The sequence below is a fragment of the Prosthecobacter sp. genome (genome assembly GCF_044232965.1).
Lineage (GTDB): Bacteria > Verrucomicrobiota > Verrucomicrobiia > Verrucomicrobiales > Verrucomicrobiaceae > Prosthecobacter.
Genome location: NZ_JBIIKX010000033.1, coordinates 1 through 18,203 on the forward strand (window position 1 = coordinate 1; position 18,203 = coordinate 18,203).

At 59.8% G+C, this 18,203-nt stretch carries 14 protein-coding genes and 1 pseudogene; 9 read left to right on the forward strand and 6 right to left on the reverse strand.

Going from position 1 to position 18,203, the window contains the following annotated elements; all coding sequences use genetic code 11:
- Positions 1-398: 398 nt before the first annotated feature.
- The 5 genes from ACILSI_RS14685 to ACILSI_RS14705 all read right to left on the reverse strand — a co-directional run bounded on the left by ACILSI_RS14685 (position 399) and on the right by ACILSI_RS14705 (position 4,713).
- On the reverse strand, positions 399-626 hold the full coding sequence (locus ACILSI_RS14685; protein WP_395722642.1) for a helix-turn-helix domain-containing protein: 228 nt from the start codon (positions 624-626) through the stop codon (positions 399-401).
- A gap of 121 nt (positions 627-747) precedes the next feature.
- Positions 748-996: a helix-turn-helix domain-containing protein gene (locus ACILSI_RS14690; RefSeq protein WP_395722643.1), complete on the reverse strand. Its 249-nt coding sequence runs from the start codon at positions 994-996 to the stop codon at positions 748-750.
- A 251-nt stretch (positions 997-1,247) separates the two neighbouring features.
- Positions 1,248-2,696, reverse strand: a complete 1,449-nt coding sequence (locus ACILSI_RS14695; protein ID WP_395722644.1) for an aminoacyl-histidine dipeptidase — start codon at positions 2,694-2,696, stop codon at positions 1,248-1,250.
- 83 nt (positions 2,697-2,779) lie between these two features.
- The gene (locus tag ACILSI_RS14700) at positions 2,780-3,619 is read right to left on the reverse strand and encodes a glycosyl hydrolase (protein WP_395722645.1); all 840 of its coding nucleotides are present in this window, start codon (positions 3,617-3,619) and stop codon (positions 2,780-2,782) included.
- Positions 3,620-3,666: 47 nt separating this feature from the next.
- Positions 3,667-4,713 (reverse strand): LacI family DNA-binding transcriptional regulator, encoded by a 1,047-nt coding sequence (locus ACILSI_RS14705; protein WP_395722646.1) that lies wholly within the window; start codon positions 4,711-4,713, stop codon positions 3,667-3,669.
- Positions 4,714-4,784: 71 nt separating this feature from the next.
- Here ACILSI_RS14705 and ACILSI_RS14710 point away from each other — a divergent pair, with 71 nt between their 5' ends.
- From ACILSI_RS14710 to ACILSI_RS14725, 4 genes are read left to right on the forward strand one after another with little or no spacing between them, the layout of a single operon-like run.
- On the forward strand, positions 4,785-9,068 hold the full coding sequence (locus tag ACILSI_RS14710) for a sialidase family protein (protein ID WP_395722647.1): 4,284 nt from the start codon (positions 4,785-4,787) through the stop codon (positions 9,066-9,068).
- 6 nt (positions 9,069-9,074) lie between these two features.
- Positions 9,075-10,007 (forward strand): bile acid:sodium symporter family protein, encoded by a 933-nt coding sequence (locus ACILSI_RS14715; RefSeq protein ID WP_395722648.1) that lies wholly within the window; start codon positions 9,075-9,077, stop codon positions 10,005-10,007.
- On the forward strand, positions 10,004-11,191 hold the full coding sequence (locus tag ACILSI_RS14720) for a phosphotransferase (protein WP_395722649.1): 1,188 nt from the start codon (positions 10,004-10,006) through the stop codon (positions 11,189-11,191). The genes ACILSI_RS14715 and ACILSI_RS14720 overlap by 4 nt, the downstream gene beginning before the upstream one ends.
- The gene (locus tag ACILSI_RS14725) at positions 11,188-11,901 is read left to right on the forward strand and encodes an HpcH/HpaI aldolase/citrate lyase family protein (RefSeq protein WP_395722650.1); all 714 of its coding nucleotides are present in this window, start codon (positions 11,188-11,190) and stop codon (positions 11,899-11,901) included. Before ACILSI_RS14720 ends, ACILSI_RS14725 begins: the two co-directional genes overlap by 4 nt.
- Before the next feature lie 3 nt (positions 11,902-11,904).
- Here ACILSI_RS14725 and ACILSI_RS14730 read toward each other — a convergent pair whose 3' ends face one another.
- Positions 11,905-12,417 (reverse strand): peroxiredoxin family protein, encoded by a 513-nt coding sequence (locus ACILSI_RS14730; RefSeq protein WP_395722651.1) that lies wholly within the window; start codon positions 12,415-12,417, stop codon positions 11,905-11,907.
- A gap of 86 nt (positions 12,418-12,503) precedes the next feature.
- Between ACILSI_RS14730 and ACILSI_RS14735 the strand changes: the two genes are divergently transcribed.
- The 5 genes and pseudogenes from ACILSI_RS14735 (at position 12,504) to ACILSI_RS14755 (ending at position 18,200) form a co-directional block, all read left to right on the forward strand.
- The gene (locus ACILSI_RS14735; protein ID WP_395722652.1) at positions 12,504-12,905 is read left to right on the forward strand and encodes a YlbF family regulator; all 402 of its coding nucleotides are present in this window, start codon (positions 12,504-12,506) and stop codon (positions 12,903-12,905) included.
- Between the two features lie 13 nt (positions 12,906-12,918).
- Complete coding sequence (locus ACILSI_RS14740) at positions 12,919-13,821, forward strand: DUF4886 domain-containing protein (protein ID WP_395722653.1); 903 nt, start codon at positions 12,919-12,921, stop codon at positions 13,819-13,821.
- Positions 13,822-13,858: 37 nt separating this feature from the next.
- Positions 13,859-15,895: an FAD-dependent oxidoreductase gene (locus ACILSI_RS14745; RefSeq protein WP_395722654.1), complete on the forward strand. Its 2,037-nt coding sequence runs from the start codon at positions 13,859-13,861 to the stop codon at positions 15,893-15,895.
- Positions 15,896-16,078: 183 nt separating this feature from the next.
- Positions 16,079-16,878 (forward strand): annotated as a pseudogene (locus ACILSI_RS14750) (alpha/beta hydrolase).
- Positions 16,879-16,946: 68 nt separating this feature from the next.
- Positions 16,947-18,200, forward strand: coding sequence for a polysaccharide pyruvyl transferase family protein (locus tag ACILSI_RS14755; protein ID WP_395722655.1), 1,254 nt, complete (start codon positions 16,947-16,949; stop codon positions 18,198-18,200).
- Positions 18,201-18,203: the final 3 nt, after the last annotated feature.

Genomic DNA, 18,203 nt, shown 5'->3' on the forward strand with positions numbered 1-18,203 from the left:
CCATAGACCAGCCAGTCACCGATCACAAAAGCAATGCCGCGCGCGGCATTCCCCAGGGAAGGGGCGACTTGGCTCCATTCCTCAAAGGTTAGAGGCGCGAGGACATCCAGACCCGTGGGAGAGATTTGGATCTTGGAATGGCTGGGCAGGGCGAGACTCATGCAGGAACTGGATCACGAAACCATGACAGTGACCGCCGGACAAGCTCATCGGCGAACAAAATCAGGCAGCACCAGTCTGGGCTGTAGCAGGGCCACAATCTTCATTTTCACGGAACCAGAAACCGCTTTCCGGCCCAGTGCGCTATGGGCAGGTAGTGTAGGGCTTGAGGCGGTGGTGAAGGCGAGGCACCCGATAAGACTGGAATTTCTCTCTGCGCTTGTGACAAGCGAACGGGGTCAATCCTCAAACCACTGCTTCACAGCTTCGGGACTAAATCTGACCAAGCGACCCAGTTTGCGATATGGAAGGCCCTTCTGCTCGCGGAGCGTGGTGACATGGCGGGTGCTGCAACGCGCATAGCGGGCAACATCATCAACCTTCCAAAGAACGGATTCAGACTGGATGGCGGACTGAGGATCAGGAGATGGTAGTGGCGTATCTGGGTGAGTTTGAGATGGGCTCATAACACAACAAATAACCTGACCAAATCTTGGCGCTAGTCACCCTTTGAGGTTTCGAGGGTGCATAAGAACGTTGATCGTTTGAGGGTGCGTTCCGTTGCTCGGATGGGATGACATCTATTGTTCAATCCTCAAACCATCGTTTCACTGCCTCAGGGCTAAACCGGACCAGGCGACCAGTCTTGCGGAAAGGCAGGCCTTGGTTTCGCAGATTGCTGACATGTCGAGTGCTACAGCGTGCATATTCAGCCACATCCCGAACAGTCCAGAGGACGGGTCTGTTTTGGGTAGAAGAGTTAACGGCAGCAGGGGTTTCAGAGGGATTTGGGGTTGCGTTCATCGCCATGATTAGCGTGTCAACCAGTGGGTGCATGTCATCACCATTAGCTTCCACACAAAGCAACTTGTTGCGCAACGAGCACTGCTGCACCTCTGGGCACCCTCACCATTCTTTGAAAAGGGTAGAGATTCGTGTCATGACAAGTTGTGACAACCAACTTTCAAAGTCATTCCATGATGAGCACGATGCCAAAAACCAAGGGGAGAACTATAGCCAGTGAAATGGAAGAGGATGGCAGTATGGTGAACAATGATTGCCCGATAAGTATCCATTGCCAATCGAAGCTACATCGCCGCCAGCGTCGTCGTGAGCAGCTTCCAGAACTTCTGCACGGAGGAAATGCTACAGCACTCTTTCTCAGAGTGAGCCTCATGGATGTTCGGGCCGAAGGAGATCATGTCGAGATCGGGGTAAGAAATGGCGATGACGCCGCATTCGAGACCGGCGTGGCATGCGCTTACTTTGACTTCATGGCCGAAGAGTTCGCGATAGAGTGTCTTCATCTTCTCCAAGATCGGCGATTCGGCGCTGGGACTCCAGCCGGGATAGGGGTCGCCAGATCGGACGTAAGCACCGATGAGTTCAAACGGTGCGCGGAAGGCACAGGCCACATCGAGCTTGCTCGACTCCACGGAACTGCGTTGAAGGCTGCCCCACTCGGCCTTGCCGCTGCCGAGTGCGATGGTGGAAAAATTTGAAGATGCCTCCACCAGTCCGGGCACGACTGGACTCATGCGATAGACTCCGTTCACAACCGCCTGCATGGCGAGGACGAGGGACTTCTGATGCTCTGCGCACATCGTTTGAACGTCGGCACTTGCGACACTCACAGGGGTCGTGGTGATGTTCAGTCCCGGTTCGATCAGGCTAAACTCTGCGCGAATGCCATCGGCTTCGCGTTGAAAGCGTTCCTCAAATCGCGACTGATCCAAAATCACCACATGCGCCACGCATTGCGCCGGGATGGCGTTGCGCGCGCTGCCGCCGCGCATCGTCGAGAGAGCTGCGACATCCTCGCCGCACGCATGGAGAAGCCGTGTCATAAGCTTGATCGCATTCGCACGTCCTTCGTGAATCTGCAGCCCGGAATGCCCGCCGCGCAGACCGCTGATCTGGATGGCGACCATGGGTGCGGTGGTTGCATGGGTAGTTTGGGTGTATTCATAACATCCCGTCGTGTCGATGCCGCCCGCGCAGCCGATGGTGAAGGTGTCGTCTTCCTCCGAGTCGAGATTGAGCATCGTTTTGCCCGTCAACAGCCCGGGTTGCAACCCCAGCGCACCGCCCATGCCCTGTTCTTCATCCAGGGTGAAAAGCGCCTCAATGGGGGGATGCGACAGGTCTTTAGAGGCCAGCACCGCGAGGATCGCCGCCACGCCGAGGCCATTGTCTGCACCTAGCGTGGTGCCGCGCGCCCGCACCCAATCGCCATCGACCCACATGTCGATGCCCTGCGTGTCGAAGTCGAATTTCAGCCCATCCGCCGCCTTGTGGACCATGTCGAGATGCGCCTGCATGATGACCGCTGGCCTTCCATGTCGATCCGGTGTTGCTGGCTTCTTCACGATGACATTGCCAGCGCTATCGAGCATCGACGTGAGGCCGTGGCGCTCTGCAAAACTGCGCACAAAAGCCACGACACGTTCCTCGTGCTTCGAAGGCCGCGGCACGGCATTCAGATCGACAAAGCAGTTCCAGAGAGGGCGAGGTTCGAGGGCGCGGAGGTCAGACATGTGGCGAATGGTTAAACATACGCTGCATTCAAAGCCAGCGCGCATGTTTCATTTCAACGAGCCATGGCCAATTCGGGTGGTTGTTACGCCTCCGCGTAAGCCTCGCCCAGCTTGGTGAGGCTGCCGCTAGCATCGAAGAGGGCCGAGCAACCGGTCGCGCTATTTCCCGGACCGGTGCCGAACCATGCGTAGCGCTGCACATCGTTCGAGCGCTCCAAACGCGGCAGCGCATCCTTGATGAAGCGAAGCACGTCTTTCTCCGCGTGCTGGTTCTTGCCGGTCTTGGTGGCGCTCCAGTCAGCGGGGCAAAACTCCGTGATCCACACGGGCCGCTTGTAGAGTCGCGCGATCTTGTCCACGTGCGAGGTGAGCTGCGACGCGCTCGGACCGCCATACCAATGGATGGTGATGAAATCGATGCGGTATTTGCGCTTCAGCGCCTCCTTCATGAAGGCCTGCATCCACGGGCTATCGGCATGCACGCCCGCCGGACTACCGAGTGGCAGATTGAGCTCCTCCAGCTTCGGCCAGACCGCCAGCGCCTGCTCGACGGTCGTGTTGCCCTGGTCCTTGCCTTCGGGTTCGTTGAAGCCGAGCACGGCGGGCGGTTTGTTGGCCAAATCGCCGCGGATTTCCTCGACGGCCTTCGCAGCAAACTGGTTCTCGTTGTCTTTGAAGACCATCGGCACCCATTCGATGCCTTCGGGAAGTCCTGCGGGGCGTTTCGAGGTCCAGTTGTAGATCCACTTCACGTTCAGCTCGGAGAGCTTGGTCGGTGTGACCGCGCCGCGAAGGCCGGTCGCGTAGCCTTTTTTACCGGCCTTCTTGCTGGCGGACTGCGCTTGAGCCGCGCCGGAAATGAGCAACGTGGAAAGCGAGAGGCTTGAGTGCAGAAAGTGACGGCGCGTGGGGAGAGTGATCATGCGCAGTGTTTGTATCAGAACGGCTCTGCCACGGTCAATGAGCATGTTCAGCCCCCAATCGGCCGCACACTCGGCCCATCGACCCAGCGCGGCGGGATCATGATCTGCCGTGGCACCGCGGGAACGCCGTGCTCGTGCTGCGAGAGCTGCGTGACGACCAAATCGACCGCAGCCGCCGCCAGATGATCGCGTTGCTGATAAATGCCGGCGAAACCGGTCATCTTCGGCGTCCAGTCGTGAACGACGAAGCCGATGTCTTGCGGCACACGCAGACCGAGACGCTTCAGCCAGCCGGGCACATGCGTGTCAAAGGTGATGAGCGCGTCTGGCTGGTGCTCGCGCATCCATTTCGAGAAGGCGTCGAAGCCCTGGCTGATGTCGTTGCTCGGAAAGAGCAGCAGCGGCACGCGATCCGCCTCTGGCAGGCCGTGCTGCCAGTGAAACAGGCCGCCGCTGTAGCCGAACTGCGAGCGATTCACGATCCACTTCGTCACCGCCACCCCGATGCGCTGGTAGCCGCGCGCCGCGAGCTGCTCAGCGGCCATGTGAATGCCCAGCGTCATGTTTCCGGCGCACATGTGCAGCGCGGGCGTGCTCATGGCATTGCCAAAGGTCACCACCGCGAAAGGCGAGTAGTCGAGCCTGCTGCACGGCAACTGCATGCTCTGCGGCGACACGATCACGCCCTCGATGCCGCGTGCGTGGAGGATCTTTTGCAGCTTTTTCGGCGTGAGGCCGTCCTTACCGAGATAAAACTCCTCCACCGCATAACCATGCCCGTGCGCACGACGTCGGATGTCCTCGATGGGCACATATTGATACGAAGGCCCCAGCAAACCATCCTGCGGCACATGCTCACGGATCACGGCGATGACCGCCCGCAGCCGCTTCTCCTTCTTCCCGCGCACGACCTGCATCATGCGCATCAAATGCGGGTCCGGTTGGTAATCGAGCCGCTTCGCTTCCTTCAAAATGAGTTCCCGCTTCTCCGTCGCCACTTTCGGCGCCCCACGCAGCACCCGCGACACCGTCATGATCGACACGCCCGTGGCACGGGCGATGTCTTTGAGCGTGGGTTGTCCGGTGGTGGGCATGATGTTAGCATAACACGCCACGCCACCATTCAAGACGCGAAATGCTTCCGCCGCTCCCGTTTTCTCGAATCATGTCTCTTCGATCCCTTTCCTGCTTTCTCGCGATCTCCTGCAGCGCCTTCATCCATGCGGCGGACGTGCCCACCTTTGCCGGGCCTACTCCGGGCACCTTGCGCACCATTTCGATTCCGACCGTGGACATCTCGGCCGATGCGGCACGGCATGTCATCATCGCCCGTGGCACGGAGAAGGAATACCAGGGCCATTGCGATACGGTGCTCATGGCGGATGGCCGGGCGATGTTCACGGCATGGTGCATGAATCATGCTGGGCACCTCGGCCCGCTCGCCCGCAGCGATGACGGTGGCCTCACCTGGACTTCGCCTTTGTCCACGCCGCCGGACTGGCAGCTCGTGAAAAAGACCACGCCTGTGCTCCATCGCCTCACCGATCCGCAAGGCGTCGAGCGCCTCTTCATCTTCGGTGGCTGTGACTTTCCTGGCAATCTGCGCAGCGCGTTCTCCACGGACCTTGGCAAAACGTGGTCGCCGATGAAGGAACTCGGCCTCGTGGGCGAAGTCGCCCCCAAGAGCATCCTGTCCTTCGATGGCGGCAAGCGGCTCGTCATGTGGTCCGACCGCCGCGATCCCAAAAACGCCAAGGATCCGCATCCCGTCGTCTGGCAGAGCGAATCGCTCGATGGTGGTCTCACTTGGAGCAAGGAGCGCGTCATTCTCATCGTCCCGGGCCAATGGGCGCAGCCGAGCGTGACCAGATCCGATGATGAAAAGCAGCTCGTCATGCTCCTGCGCGAGAACACGCGCCAGCACCACTCGCTCTACTCGATCAGCACCGACGACGCACGCACCTGGAGCGAGCCCAAAGAACTCCCCGCCGCGCTCACGGGGGACCGCCATGTCTTCAAACATGCTCCAGATGGCCGCCTCGTGATCGCCTTCCGCGACATGGCAAAAACAAGCGCCACCTACGGTCACTACGTCGCATGGGTCGGCACCTTCGAGGACATCGTGAACCGCCGCGAGGGCCAATACCGCATCAAGCTCCTCCACAACGCCAACCACAAGCCCAGCGACCTGCCAGGCACCGGCAACACCGATTGCGGCTACTCCGATCTCGAACTCCTCGGCGACGGCACCCTCATCGCGACCACCTACATCCAGTATGCCGCCGGTCCGGAAAAGAGCAGCGTCGTCAGCACTCGTTTCAAGCTCAGTGAGACCGATGCTCTGGCCAAGAAGGCCATCGCATCCACCAAAAGCCTCCTCCCCGCCAACTGGGACCCCGCGCTCGCGGGCGACATCGTCATGCAGGGTCTCGTCCGCGTCTCGGCACCGCAGGTGAAAGGGGCGCATGATGCGGAGTTCGTCTGTGTGGGCGAGCGAGCCTACCTCGTCGAGCATGACAACGACGTGTCACCCGGCCATGGCGCGGGTGCGGCGATGTATTGTGTGCTGTCGGTGGTGAACCTGAAGACGCTCCAGGTCGAAAAGACGCACCTGCTTGCCAAAGCGGGCCAGGCATTCGCCAACGTCACGTTGCCACAGGCGCAGGTTTTCGTGCCACGCATCATCCGCAAGGACGAGCACACGTTGCGCACCTACTTTTGCAGCAAGTCGGCGAGCGAGCTGACGTGGTATCGCGACTTCGATCTGCGCACACAAAGTTTTGAGGACAGCATTCACAAAGCCAAGCTCAAGACCGCAGCCGGCACCTTCGACATGGAACCACGTCATTTTCATGCCGATGCAGCAGCCCTGGGCTTCAAAAGGCCCGCCGTGAACCACGGCCTCTACATCTTCGATTCGTTCAAGGAGTTCGACGGCCGACGCTACGTCGCGCTCAACAACTTCCCCGGCAAACAAAACGCCCTCGCCGTGCTGCATGATGACTTCACCACCTTCGAAGTCATCGGCCACTACAACGAGCCGCAGTCGCAGCAGCTCAGCGAATCCGCCGTGAACCGCCTGCCCGACGGCACCTGGATGGCCATCGTGCGCAACGACGCGGGCAACTACCACTTCACCACCAGCCAGGACGGCAAAACATGGACCGCCGCCGAGCCAAAGCCCTTCGTGCCGAACGGACTGAACTCGAAACCGACCTTCGACAAGTTCGGTGGCGTCTATTACCTCGGCTGGCAGGAGAACACCAAGATCCAGAACTGCAATCGCAGCGTCTTCAACGTGGACATCTCCCGCGACGGCAAAACCTGGCAGCGCAAATACCGCTTCGAGTCCCCGCATTCCTTCCAGTATCCCACCTTCCACGAACACGAAGGCACGCTCTGGCTCACCGTCAGCCAAAGCGACCACGGCGGCTCTACCGACCGCATCATGTTCGGCAAACTGGAAGCCGTGGGCGACTTCGAATCGCAAAAAGGCCAAAAACGCATCGAATGGCCCGCACCGCCGCCACCCGCGCCCGCCGTCATGAAACGCGGCGTGACGCTCTTCACCGACCGCGACTACGTCATCGATGAAATGCCCGCTGAAGTGCGTGATCGGCTGTTTCTGCGCACGAGCATCGAGAAATGCGCCGTCGAGGTGAAAAAGCCAGGCGTGCTTTTCGCGCTCACACCAACGATTCGTCCGGGGGCGGCGAGTCAGGACCCGGCTTTGCTTCGTCAGGGCTTCACGAAGGTGAATGTGCCCGAGGTGCAGCTTTTTCCCGGCGAGATCAATCGCGTGAGTTTGTATCAAAAGACCGCGAAGGCGGGCGAGCGGCTGCGATTCACCAAGATGGTCGTGCTCATCATGGGCGAAGGCTGCGAGATCGGCCTCTACGAACCAAAAGCGCCGAACCCATGGCCGACGAACAACGGCGAGAAGCTCTACAACGGCATCGTGCTGCCGAAGGTGTGGCCGCCGGAGCATTACGATCAGGATTCAGCCGAGCCGATGCCGGTGCCGTATGTGCAGCATCCGCCGAAGGTCATTCCGATTGATGTGGGCCGTCAGCTCTTCGTGGACGATTTCCTCATCGAGAGCAGCACGCTGAAGCGCACGTTTCACACCGCGACGAAGTTCAGCGGCAATCCCGTCTTCAAAGCCGAGACGAAGCACGAACTCGGCTCCTCGGGCGGCGCGGAAGGCGCGCAGGAGGCCGTGACCTACCTCGGCCACGGCGGCGTGTTTTACGATCCGTCGGTGAAGCTCTTCAAGATGTTCTACACCGCCGGCTGGCGCGGTCCGCTGGCCCTGGCGACGAGTCCCGATCTGAAAAAATGGACGCGACCCAGTCTCGGCATCCGCGAGGACAATCTGCTGCGCGACAAAGGCAACGAAGCCGGCGGCGACAACTGCGTTTGGCTCGATCTCGCATCGCAGGACGCACGCATCAAGTTCATGACCGATCGCGGCAAGCTCGGGCATCAACTGCAAACCTCCGCCGATGGCCGCGAGTGGACGCAGCCCGTCTTCACCGGCCCTGCGGGCGACTACTGCTCGTTTTTCTTCAATCCCTTTCGCGAGCGCTGGGTTTACAGCATCAAACAAGGCAGCAAACAGGGCCGCAATCGCTGGTATCATGAATCGCGCGACTTCATCGCGGGCGCGGATTGGTCCAAGTCGGTGTTTTGGGCCAACGCCGACCGCCTTGACCTGCCTGATCCGCAGATCGGCAAACCCGCGCAACTCTACAGCCTCAGCGCCGTCGCGTATGAGAGCGTGATGCTCGGGATGTTTCAGATTCACCTCGGCCCTGACAACAAAGTCTGCGATGCCGGCAAGTTCCCGAAGATCACCGAGCTGAAGGTCGGCTTCAGCCGCGATGGCTTTCACTGGGATCGTCCCGACCGCCGCGCCTTCATCGCCGCCACGCGCCGCGAAGGCGATTGGGATCGCGCGTATCTGCACACGACCGCAGGCGTGTGTGTGGTGCTCGATGACCAACTCGTCTTCCCCTACTGCGCCTACTCCGGCATCGCGCCGAATGGCCATCGCGGCATGTATTGCGGCGGCAGCATTGGCCTCGCCACGCTGCGTCGCGATGGCTTTGCCTCAATGGACGGCTCCGGTGAGCTGATGACACGGTCTGTTCAGTTCAAAGGCAAACATCTCTTCGTGAACGTGAACGGCGAGTTGCGTGTGGAGTTGTTGAATGAAGCTGGAGAAGTCGTCACGACCTCGAAACCGATCTCGGGTGATCACACCAAAGCCAAGCTGGAGTTGCCTGAGCTATTGTCGTTTGTTGGCAAACCGGTGCGTTTCCGCTTCCATCTCACGAAGGGCTCGCTGTATGCCTTCTGGGTCACCGACGATGCCAGCGGCGCCAGCCACGGCTTCGTCGGCGCAGGCGGACCGCAGTTCAATGGCGTGCGTGACATCTCGAATTGATCCCACATGAAACGCTTCCTCGATTGGTTCAACAATCTCTACCCCGTCTGGCTCGTCACGCTGGCGGTCATCTCATTCATCAAGCCGCAGACGATGCTGTGGTTCGACAAGCCGTGGATCTTCTGGTCGCTGGCCGCTTCGATGCTCGGCATGGGGCTCACGTTGAGCCTCGATGACTTCAAGGCCATCGGGAAGATGCCGGGAAGCGTGGCGCTCGGCTTCGTAGCACAATACACGATCATGCCGTTGTCCGGCTGGCTCGTTGCCACGACGTTGAAGCTTGAGCCAGGCCTTGCCGTGGGCATCATTCTCGTGGCGAGCTGTCCGGGCGGCATGGCGTCGAACATGATCAGCTACCTAGCCAAAGCGAACGTGGCGCTCTCGGTGGTGCTCACGCTTGCCTCGACGATGCTCGCATTCTTCTTCACCCCGATGTGGACGAGCACTCTGGCAGGCAAATACGTGCCGGTGGATGCGTGGGGCCTGTGCGTGTCCGCTTTTCAGCTCACCATCGCGCCGGTGGTGATTGGCGTGCTCATCCGATGGAAGCTGCCGCGCACTGCGGATCGCATTGGTGCCTGTGGTCCCACCGTGGCAGTGCTCGCCTTTACGCTCGTGAGCGGCGGCATCGTGGCCGCGAGTGCGGACGCCATCGCATCCAACTTCGGTCGTCTGGCACTCGCTGCGTTCGTTCTGCATGTCCTTGGCTTTGGCGTCGGCTACGGAGTTTCCAAAGTGTTGCGTTATCCCGAATCCGTGGCCCGCACGGTGAGCATCGAAGTTGGTATGCAAAACGGTGGCATGGCTGCCTCATTGGCACGTGAGCACTTCGCCACCATGCCGCTCGCGGCTGCCGCAGGTGTCTTCAGCGGCGTCATGCAAAACATCATCGGCGGGCTCATGGCCGCTTGGTGGAAACGCCGTCCGCCGTCCGCATGAGCCGCCGCGACATCTACTACTGGAAGTGCGACCGCCCGGCGGCGTTTCACGGCACGCAGGCGCGTGGCGAGGCGGATGCGGACATCGAACAACAACTCCGTGAAGCCCTGCTGCGCAAACTGAACGCGAAAGTCGTGAAACTAAGTCCTGGAGCGGGGCAGGGGAATCACCTCACCTGGAATGCCGAGGTGGATGGCAAGGCGATGTTTGTGCGCGTGGAGAACGGGCCGGAGAAGGATGATCATTTGGCGATTGAGTCTGCTGTGCTCGATCAAGTGCGTGCGGTCGGCGTCGTCACGCCGAAGGTTTTCGGCTGCGATGCCGCGCGGAGCCGTGTTCCTTTTGCCTGGCAGGCTTTGGAGCGGATCGCCGCACCTGATCTGAATCATTGGTTCAAGCTCGGGAGTCTTGATGTCTCGCGCATTGCCTTCGACATCGGTCAGGCGGTGGCGAAGTGGCAGTCGATTACCTTTGAGGGCTTCGGCGTGCTGGAGCACGACGATGTAGGCCGGGTGTGGCGACAGCCCGCCCGGCTGTTAGCGGTCACCGAGGAGCCGGGCGGTTCGGCGAAGGAATGGAACGTGTCATCGGAGTCTCATCCGCCGAACACACCCGGCCTACGAGGCTGTCGCACCTCTTACGCCGACTACTTCCACCTTCGTCTCGAAGAGCATCTCAAATTCCTCGTTTCGCGCGGCTTCCTCACAGTCACACAACTCGACGAAATCGCTGCCGATCTCAAAAACCACCGCGCCTTGCTCGATCTGCCGCAAGGCTGCCTCGTCCACAAAGACCTCGCGCTCTGGAACATTCTCGGCAGCGAACATGAAATTGCCGCCTTCATCGACTTCGATGACGCGATCAGCGGCGATCCGATGGACGATCTCTCGCTGCTCGCCTGCTTTCATGATCAGGCATTTCTTCAAAGAGCTTTTGAGGGCTATCAAAGCATCCGCGACTTGCCGGAGCATCACCTGCGTCGCTTCTGGCTGCATCTGCTGCGGAACATGATCGTGAAGGCCGTCATTCGCGTCGGCGCGGGTTACTTTGATCGCGATGACGGCTTCTTCCTCATCAGCAGCGGCTCCTCAGGCTCAAACCTGCGCGAAATGACGCATTTCCGGCTCGCCCTGGCTTTGCGCGGCTTGCGGGAGGGCAGTGGCCTCGACATTCTCTCACCATGAAAACACACATCGGCACCTTTCTCTCCATCGGATCACCAGCAGTCACGGAACTCGCGGCGGAATGCGGCTTCGACTGGGTGCTCATCGACCTGGAGCACGGCTGCGAATCGGAAGCCGCATTGCCAAACCAACTGCGTGCCCTCCGCGGCAGCCAGACGCTGGCGATTGTGCGTGTGAGCGCTCCGCATCCTGACTTGATCAGCCGTGTGCTCGATTGGGGCGCGGATGGCATCATGGTGCCTCATGTGGACACCGCCGCGCAGGCGCAGCACTGTGTGGACGCGGCGTATTATCCGCCGAAGGGGCATCGCGGAGTTTCACGCACCGTTCGGGCTTATGGCTACGGCATGAGGCTTCCTGCGGGTGAGATGCCGAAGCCGATCATTCTGGCGCAGATCGAAACTGCTGATGCCGTGGCGAACGCGGATCAAATTGCTGCCGTGGAGGGTATTGATGCGCTCTTCATCGGTCCGGCGGATTTGAGCTACGACTTGAAGGCCCGGAACTCGCCGCTGCCTTACGATGACTGCGTGAACGCCATCGCGAAAGCCGCGAAGGATCACGGCAAAGGCTGCGGCATCCTCGTCCGACATGCGGATGACAAGGAGAAGCTCAAAGCCTTGGGCTTCACCTGGCTGGCGATGGATTCCGACCTCTCGCTCGTGCGCGAGGGCTTCAAGCGGAATCTGGAGATGGCTCGAAGCTGGTAAGGTTCATTTCGATAGCTCGGCCACCTTGGCAGCCAGCGCTTCAAACGAAAGCCGGTCCGCGTTGCTCTTGCCAACATAACGAAAGACCTCCTTGCCATCCGGGCCTATCACAATGGTGGCGGGATAATGCACGACTTGGCCGTGGAACTTGTAGCCATCAGGGATGTCGAAGGCTTTGGCGATCTTGGCGTAGGGATCGCGATAGATGGGATTCTTCGCGAGATCCTCGGCAGGCAGTTTCGCGGCCCATGCCTCGATCTCGTTGTCAGAGTCGGGCTTGAGGAAGACTTGGACGACGTTTAATAGCGCGGGCGCTTTGGTGAAGTAGTCGCGCGTGTGTTTGAGGCACAAAGGGCACTCGGTTTTGAGGAGAAAGTGGATCGCCACGAATTTTCCACGAGCCTCTTTGAGAGCGAAGCTGCCTTTGCCCGCAGCAGCTCTGACGATGAAGTCCTCAGGTGTGGCGGCATTGGCGGAGAGTGTGACGAGTAGCAGGCTGGCAAGGAGGTGTTTCATGGCGCGTCATGCTGTGAGCCGGTGCGGCGGTAAATATTCCGACTTTTTCCTGCGCACCGGGCTTTTTTGCCTACCCTCGCGGCCCCATGAACGCGTCCCCCCAAATCAAATCCAAGATCGTCGAACTGTGTGAAACCCTTGTGGCTGACAACGAGGTGCAGAGCGCCCGCGAGAAGGCCGAGGCCTTCCTCGCCAATGAAGAAGCCGTGTCGCTCTATCGTGAGATGGCCACTATGGGCCGTGCGCTCCACCAGAAGCAGCACAATGGCGAAGAACCCACAGGCGAGGAAATCAGCCGCTTCACCGACCTGCAGGACACTTGCGATGCGAATCCGGCCATCTTGAGCTTCATCGAGGCGCAGGACGTGCTGCGCGGCATCGCCGAGGTGGTGACGAGTTTCGTCGGCAAGAGCCTCGAACGCGGCCAGGTGCCAACTGAGGCGGAAATCTTTTCCAAGGGCTGTGGCGAAGGTTGCGGCTGTCATTAAACCATCGCATGCGATGAAAGCGATCGTCCTGCTCGTTTCGCTGCTGTTTTGCGTCTCGTCCGCGCTGGGCGAGGCCAAAACGGTTCGCATCCTCACCATAGGCAACAGCTTCTCCCGCAATGCGACGAATCATCTCGATGACCTCGCGCTGGCGGGCGGGCAAACGTTGATTCACACGCCGCTGGTGATCGTCGGCTCGTCGTTTCAGGTGCATTCGGATAAGGCGAAGACGGAGGGGAAGGCGCGGTTGTACACGAATGGCCGTGATTTGATCGCGAACCTCACGGCGGAGAAGTGGGACTACGTCACGATCCAACAGGCGAGTATCAAGAGCCACGACTTCGCTACTTACCAGCCGTATGCGGGCATCCTGCGCGACTACATCACCGGGCACGCGCCGCAGGCCAAACTGCTGATTCATCAGACGTGGGCGTATCGGAAGGATGATCCGCGCTTTACGAAGCCTTCGGACAAAGCGGGCGAGCCGAAGACGCAGGAGGAGATGTATCGTGGTCTGACCGCGGCCTACGACAAGATCGCCGCTGAACTCGGCGGGAAGGTGATTCCGGTGGGCGATGCGCTTTTCATGGCCGACACGGATGCGACCTGGGGTTATCAAACCGACACCTCGTTTGATCCCAAGACCGCCAAGCAGCCCGCGTTGCCAAACCAGAAGCATTCGCTGCATGTCGGCTGGCGCTGGGCTAAGTCGAAGGATGGCAAAAAGGTGTCGCTCGGCATGGACGGGCATCACGCGAACACAGCGGGCGAGTATCTCGGGGCCTGCGTGTGGTATGAGGTGTTGTTTGGCGAGAGCGCCAAAGGCATCAGCTTCATCCCGAAAGGGCTCGATGTGGAGTTTGCGCGTTTTCTTCAAGAGACCGCTCACCAGGCGGTGCAGGCACGGATAAAATGACTGTCCAAATCGCGGTCTTCGTGACCTACTGAAGGCCATGACACGTTTACTCGCCTCCTTTTTTCTCCTCGCCTTTTCATGCCATGCGGCCACGCAGGCAGATGTAATCGTTTATGGAGCCACACCTGGCGGATTCTGCGCGGCCATTGCGGCGGCGCGTGAAGGCGCGTCCGTCATCCTGCTGGAGCCGACGGGGCACGTCGGGGGCGTTAACACGGGCGGTCTTTGCTTCTCGGATTCAAACCAAACGGTGCGCAGCACGGTGATGGGGCTGTTTGAGGAGTGGCATGCTCGCGTCGAGGCGGACTACAAGGCTCGCGGTGTCACGTTGCCCTATCAGGTGAGTGTGAAGGATCACGCGCACTGGACTTATGAGCCGCATGTGGCGGCCAAGATCACGCGGGAGATGCTCGATGAGGCGAAAGTGAAGGTGCTGACTCGGCAGGTGCTGAAATCGCTGATCAAAGACGGCACGCGCATCGCGAAGCTTATCACGAGCGGCGGCGAGTTTGAGGCAAAGATGTTCATCGATGGCACTTACGAGGGCGATTTGATGGCGGCGGCGGGTGTGAGCTGGACGATTGGTCGCGAGGGCCGGAAGGAGTTCGGCGAGTCGCTGGCGGGGAAGCAGTATCCGAAGCCGAAGATGCGCATCTCGGGTCTCGGTGACGATGGGAAGCCGCTGCCGTTGATCACGACGACGGATGCGGGGCCGGAGGACGCGGGAGACAAGAATGTGATGGTGTATAGCTTCCGTCTTTGTGTGACGAAGGACGCGGCGAACCGCGTGCCGTTTCCGAAGCCGGCGAAGTATGACCCAGCGCGGTTTGAGGTCGTGCGGCGCTATTTCGCGAAGGAAAAGCGGCCTGTTTTGCCTTGGGATCTTTATCCGCTGCCAGGGAACAAGTTCGATGCGAACAACGGCATCGGAAAACAATTCTCGATGGGCCTCGTGGGTGCCTGCAACGGCTGGAGCGAAGCGGATGAGGCGGGTCGTGCTGCGATCTGGGAGGCGCACAAGCAATACACGCTGGAGTTTTATCACTTCCTCACGACGGACGCGGCGGTGCCGGAGAAGATCCGGAAGGAGATGGGCGAGCTGGGGCTGTGTCGCGATGAATTCGCGGACTATGAGCACTGGTCGCCGCAGCTTTATGTTCGCGAAGGTCGGCGCATGATCGGCGAATACGTCGTCTCGCAGAAAGACATCATGGAACAGCCGAAGAAGGATGACGCCATAGTCGTGTCGTCCTTCCCCATCGACTCGCATGACTGCCAGCGTGTAGGCACTGCAAAGTTTGTGGTCAATGAAGGCACCATCATGCCAGTGCGTGTCCCAGGTCGAAAACATGGCTACGCGTATCACATCCCGTATCGCGCCATCACGCCAAAAGCGGCCGAGTGCGCGAACCTGCTCGTGCCGGTGGCGCTGTCCTGCACGCACGTGGGCATGTCGTCGATCCGCGTGGAGCCGACGTGGATGATCCTCGGCCAGAGCGCAGGCATCGCTGCGGCGATGTGCGCGAAACAGAACGTCACCGTGCAAAAGCTGCCGTATCCCGCGCTGCGTGAACGGTTGCTCGCTCAAAAGCAGGTGCTCGATCTTCCCATCCTCGCTGATCTGCCACCTGAACCGAAAGGCGCGATGAATATCGACCCGAAGACGCTTCCCGGCATCGTGCTCGATGACAAACAGGCCGATCTCAAAGGCGAATGGAGCCATTCCTCCGGCTTCAAGCCACACATCGGCACCGGTTACCTCCACGACGACAAACGCGCCGATGGACAGTCCATCGCCATCTTCCGCTTCAAAGCACCGAAGCCAGGCCAATACGATCTACGCATGGCCTACTCCGCGCACGAAACCCGCGCCACGAAAGTGCCGGTGACGATTGAAAGCGGTGGCCGCAAGATCGAAATTAAAGTTGATCAAACGAAGCCGCTGCCCGCTGGCGAGGCATTTCGAAGCATCGGCACCATCGAACTTAACGGCGACAGCACGATCACCGTCACGAACCAAGAGACAGAAGGCTTTGTGATCCTCGATGCGCTGCAATTGCTGCCTGTGCCTTGATGGCAAAATAGGCAGGTTTTTTTGTAACCGATTTCCTCGGCTGGAATTTCATGAGAAGACGCTCACCCCTTCGCCAAAATGAAACACCCCACGCTCAAATCGCTCGCCTTTCTAGTCGCCACCATCTGCCTGATGAGTTCCACCTTCGGCCAAGGACCGTTGATCAAGCGGCTGCGTGAACGCATGGCGGAACGGAAAGGCTCTGTTGACGCGGTCGAGCTGAGCTACGGCAAAGATCCGCTTCAAAAACTCGATTACTGGAGGCCCACGAAGGCAGGATCGCCGCTGGTGATCTTTGTGCATGGCGGTGGCTGGAAACGTGGCGACAAGAAGAATGCCACGGGTGAAGAGAAGCCGGAGCATTATCTCCAGCAGGGCTATGCCTTCGCATCAATCAACTACCGTCTCGTGCCCGCCGCCACGGTGGAGCAGCAGACGCAGGATGTGGCGAATGCCATCGCGCATCTCATCGGTCGTGTGGAGTCGCTTGGTTTTGATTCGAGTCGTATCGTTTTAATGGGGCACAGCGCCGGGGCGCATTTGTCGGCGCTGGTTGGCACGGACATGAAGTATCTGAAACAGGCCGAGCTGGGACCGAAGTCGCTACGCGGCGTCATCCCGCTCGATGGCGCGTGCTACGATGTGCCGCGCCAGATCGCCGATGGCGGTGATTTCATGCATGACACCTATCTCAAGGCCTTTGGCAGTGAAAAGGATCGTCAGCTCGCGCTTTCGCCGACACATCATGCCACCGCTCCAAACGTACCTGCTTTTCTGATCCTGCATGTGCAACGTGTGGATGGCACGGCGCAATCGCGCGCGCTTGGTGAGGCTTTGCAAAAGGGGGGGCGCCCGCCGAGGTGCGCGGCTTTGACGGTGTGGGTCTCAAAGGTCACGTCGAGATCAACCGCCGCCTCGGTGATCCGTCGTATCCTGCGACTCCGGTGGTAGATGCCTGGCTGGAACGAGTGTTTGCCAAGTGAAAATGGAAAGCAGGCCAGATCGTGTCCAAAACGCCGTTTCAGCGACCTTTCCAAGGTCTCCACACATCATGTCCACACGCCGTCATTTCATCTCCGCCCTCACCGCCGCTCTCGGCGGCTCCGTTCTTGCCGCTGATGGCAAACCGAAGACCCTCGTGCTGCAATCCGCGTGGGACACCATCAACATCGGCGACATCGGCCACACGCCGGGCACACTGCGTGTGATCGAGCAGCATCTGCCGGAGCTGAAGGTCATCGTTTGGGCGATGAAGGTGGACGAGCGCATCCTCGCGATGCTGAAGCGCCGCTTTCCGAAGGTCGAGTTCCTGCAAGGTAAGCTCGACGGCAAAAGCGAGAAGGACCTGAAGCTTCAGGACGCGATCAAGAGCTGCGATCTCTTCATCCGTAACTCCGGCATGGGCCAGGACCTCAGCTACATGAAGTTCTGCCGACAGCACGGCCGCCGCTACGGCCTCTTTGGCCAGTCGTTCTTCCCCACGATGGTGCAGGGCGTCGACGCGGCGGAGCGCATCGAGCTGCTGAACGCGGCCGCTTTCATCTACACGCGTGAAACGAAGACGCTGAGCATCCTCGAAGGCGCGGGCGTGAAAGCGCAGTTCGGACCGGATGGCTGTTTCGGCATCGACGTGCGCGATGACGAGCGCGGGCTCGCCACGATGAAGAAGCTCGGTTTGGAGGAGAAGAAGTTCATCACCGTCATGATCCGTACCAACACGCCGAAGTACCCCGGCGTAGATGATTCACGGCCCGAGAAGCTCAACCCGCTGCATCCCACGCCGAAGCAAATCGCCGATGACGAACGCCGCGCGGCAAAATTCCGCGAACTCGTCACGCAGTGGGTGAAAAAGACCGGCCACAAGGTGCTCATCGCGCCGGAGACCATCAAGGAGATGGGCCACAACAAGCGCCTCATTCACGATCCGCTGCCGCCGGAGATCCAGAAGCACGTCGTGAATCTCGAAACGTTCTGGAATGCCGATGAAGCCGCCTCCATCTTCGCGAGAGCGCACACCGTCGTCTGCCACGAGCCGCATTCGCCGATCATCGCCCTCGCGAACGGCACGCCGATCATCCACACCTACTCCGAGTTCCACTCGCCGAAGTGCTGGATGTTCAAAGACATCGGCCTGCCCGAGTGGTTGCTCGAAATGGACGAAACACCCGTCGAGAAGATCCTCGAAACCCTCAGCGCCATTGATGCTGACTATCCCGCGGCCCAAGCCAAGGTGAAGAAGGCCATGGCTTATGTGCACGAGTGCTTTTCAGGCTCGATGAAGCATGTGAAGAGCGTTGTAGGCTGATCT

Coding starts and splice junctions, on each gene's coding strand:
- ACILSI_RS14685 (WP_395722642.1), bottom strand. CDS start 626: ATGAGCCCATCTCAAACTCACCCAGATACGCCACTACCATCTCCTGAT.
- ACILSI_RS14690 (WP_395722643.1), bottom strand. CDS start 996: ATGCACCCACTGGTTGACACGCTAATCATGGCGATGAACGCAACCCCA.
- ACILSI_RS14695 (WP_395722644.1), bottom strand. CDS start 2,696: ATGTCTGACCTCCGCGCCCTCGAACCTCGCCCTCTCTGGAACTGCTTT.
- ACILSI_RS14700 (WP_395722645.1), bottom strand. CDS start 3,619: ATGATCACTCTCCCCACGCGCCGTCACTTTCTGCACTCAAGCCTCTCG.
- ACILSI_RS14705 (WP_395722646.1), bottom strand. CDS start 4,713: ATGCCCACCACCGGACAACCCACGCTCAAAGACATCGCCCGTGCCACG.
- ACILSI_RS14710 (WP_395722647.1), top strand. CDS start 4,785: ATGTCTCTTCGATCCCTTTCCTGCTTTCTCGCGATCTCCTGCAGCGCC.
- ACILSI_RS14715 (WP_395722648.1), top strand. CDS start 9,075: ATGAAACGCTTCCTCGATTGGTTCAACAATCTCTACCCCGTCTGGCTC.
- ACILSI_RS14720 (WP_395722649.1), top strand. CDS start 10,004: ATGAGCCGCCGCGACATCTACTACTGGAAGTGCGACCGCCCGGCGGCG.
- ACILSI_RS14725 (WP_395722650.1), top strand. CDS start 11,188: ATGAAAACACACATCGGCACCTTTCTCTCCATCGGATCACCAGCAGTC.
- ACILSI_RS14730 (WP_395722651.1), bottom strand. CDS start 12,417: ATGAAACACCTCCTTGCCAGCCTGCTACTCGTCACACTCTCCGCCAAT.
- ACILSI_RS14735 (WP_395722652.1), top strand. CDS start 12,504: ATGAACGCGTCCCCCCAAATCAAATCCAAGATCGTCGAACTGTGTGAA.
- ACILSI_RS14740 (WP_395722653.1), top strand. CDS start 12,919: ATGAAAGCGATCGTCCTGCTCGTTTCGCTGCTGTTTTGCGTCTCGTCC.
- ACILSI_RS14745 (WP_395722654.1), top strand. CDS start 13,859: ATGACACGTTTACTCGCCTCCTTTTTTCTCCTCGCCTTTTCATGCCAT.
- ACILSI_RS14755 (WP_395722655.1), top strand. CDS start 16,947: ATGTCCACACGCCGTCATTTCATCTCCGCCCTCACCGCCGCTCTCGGC.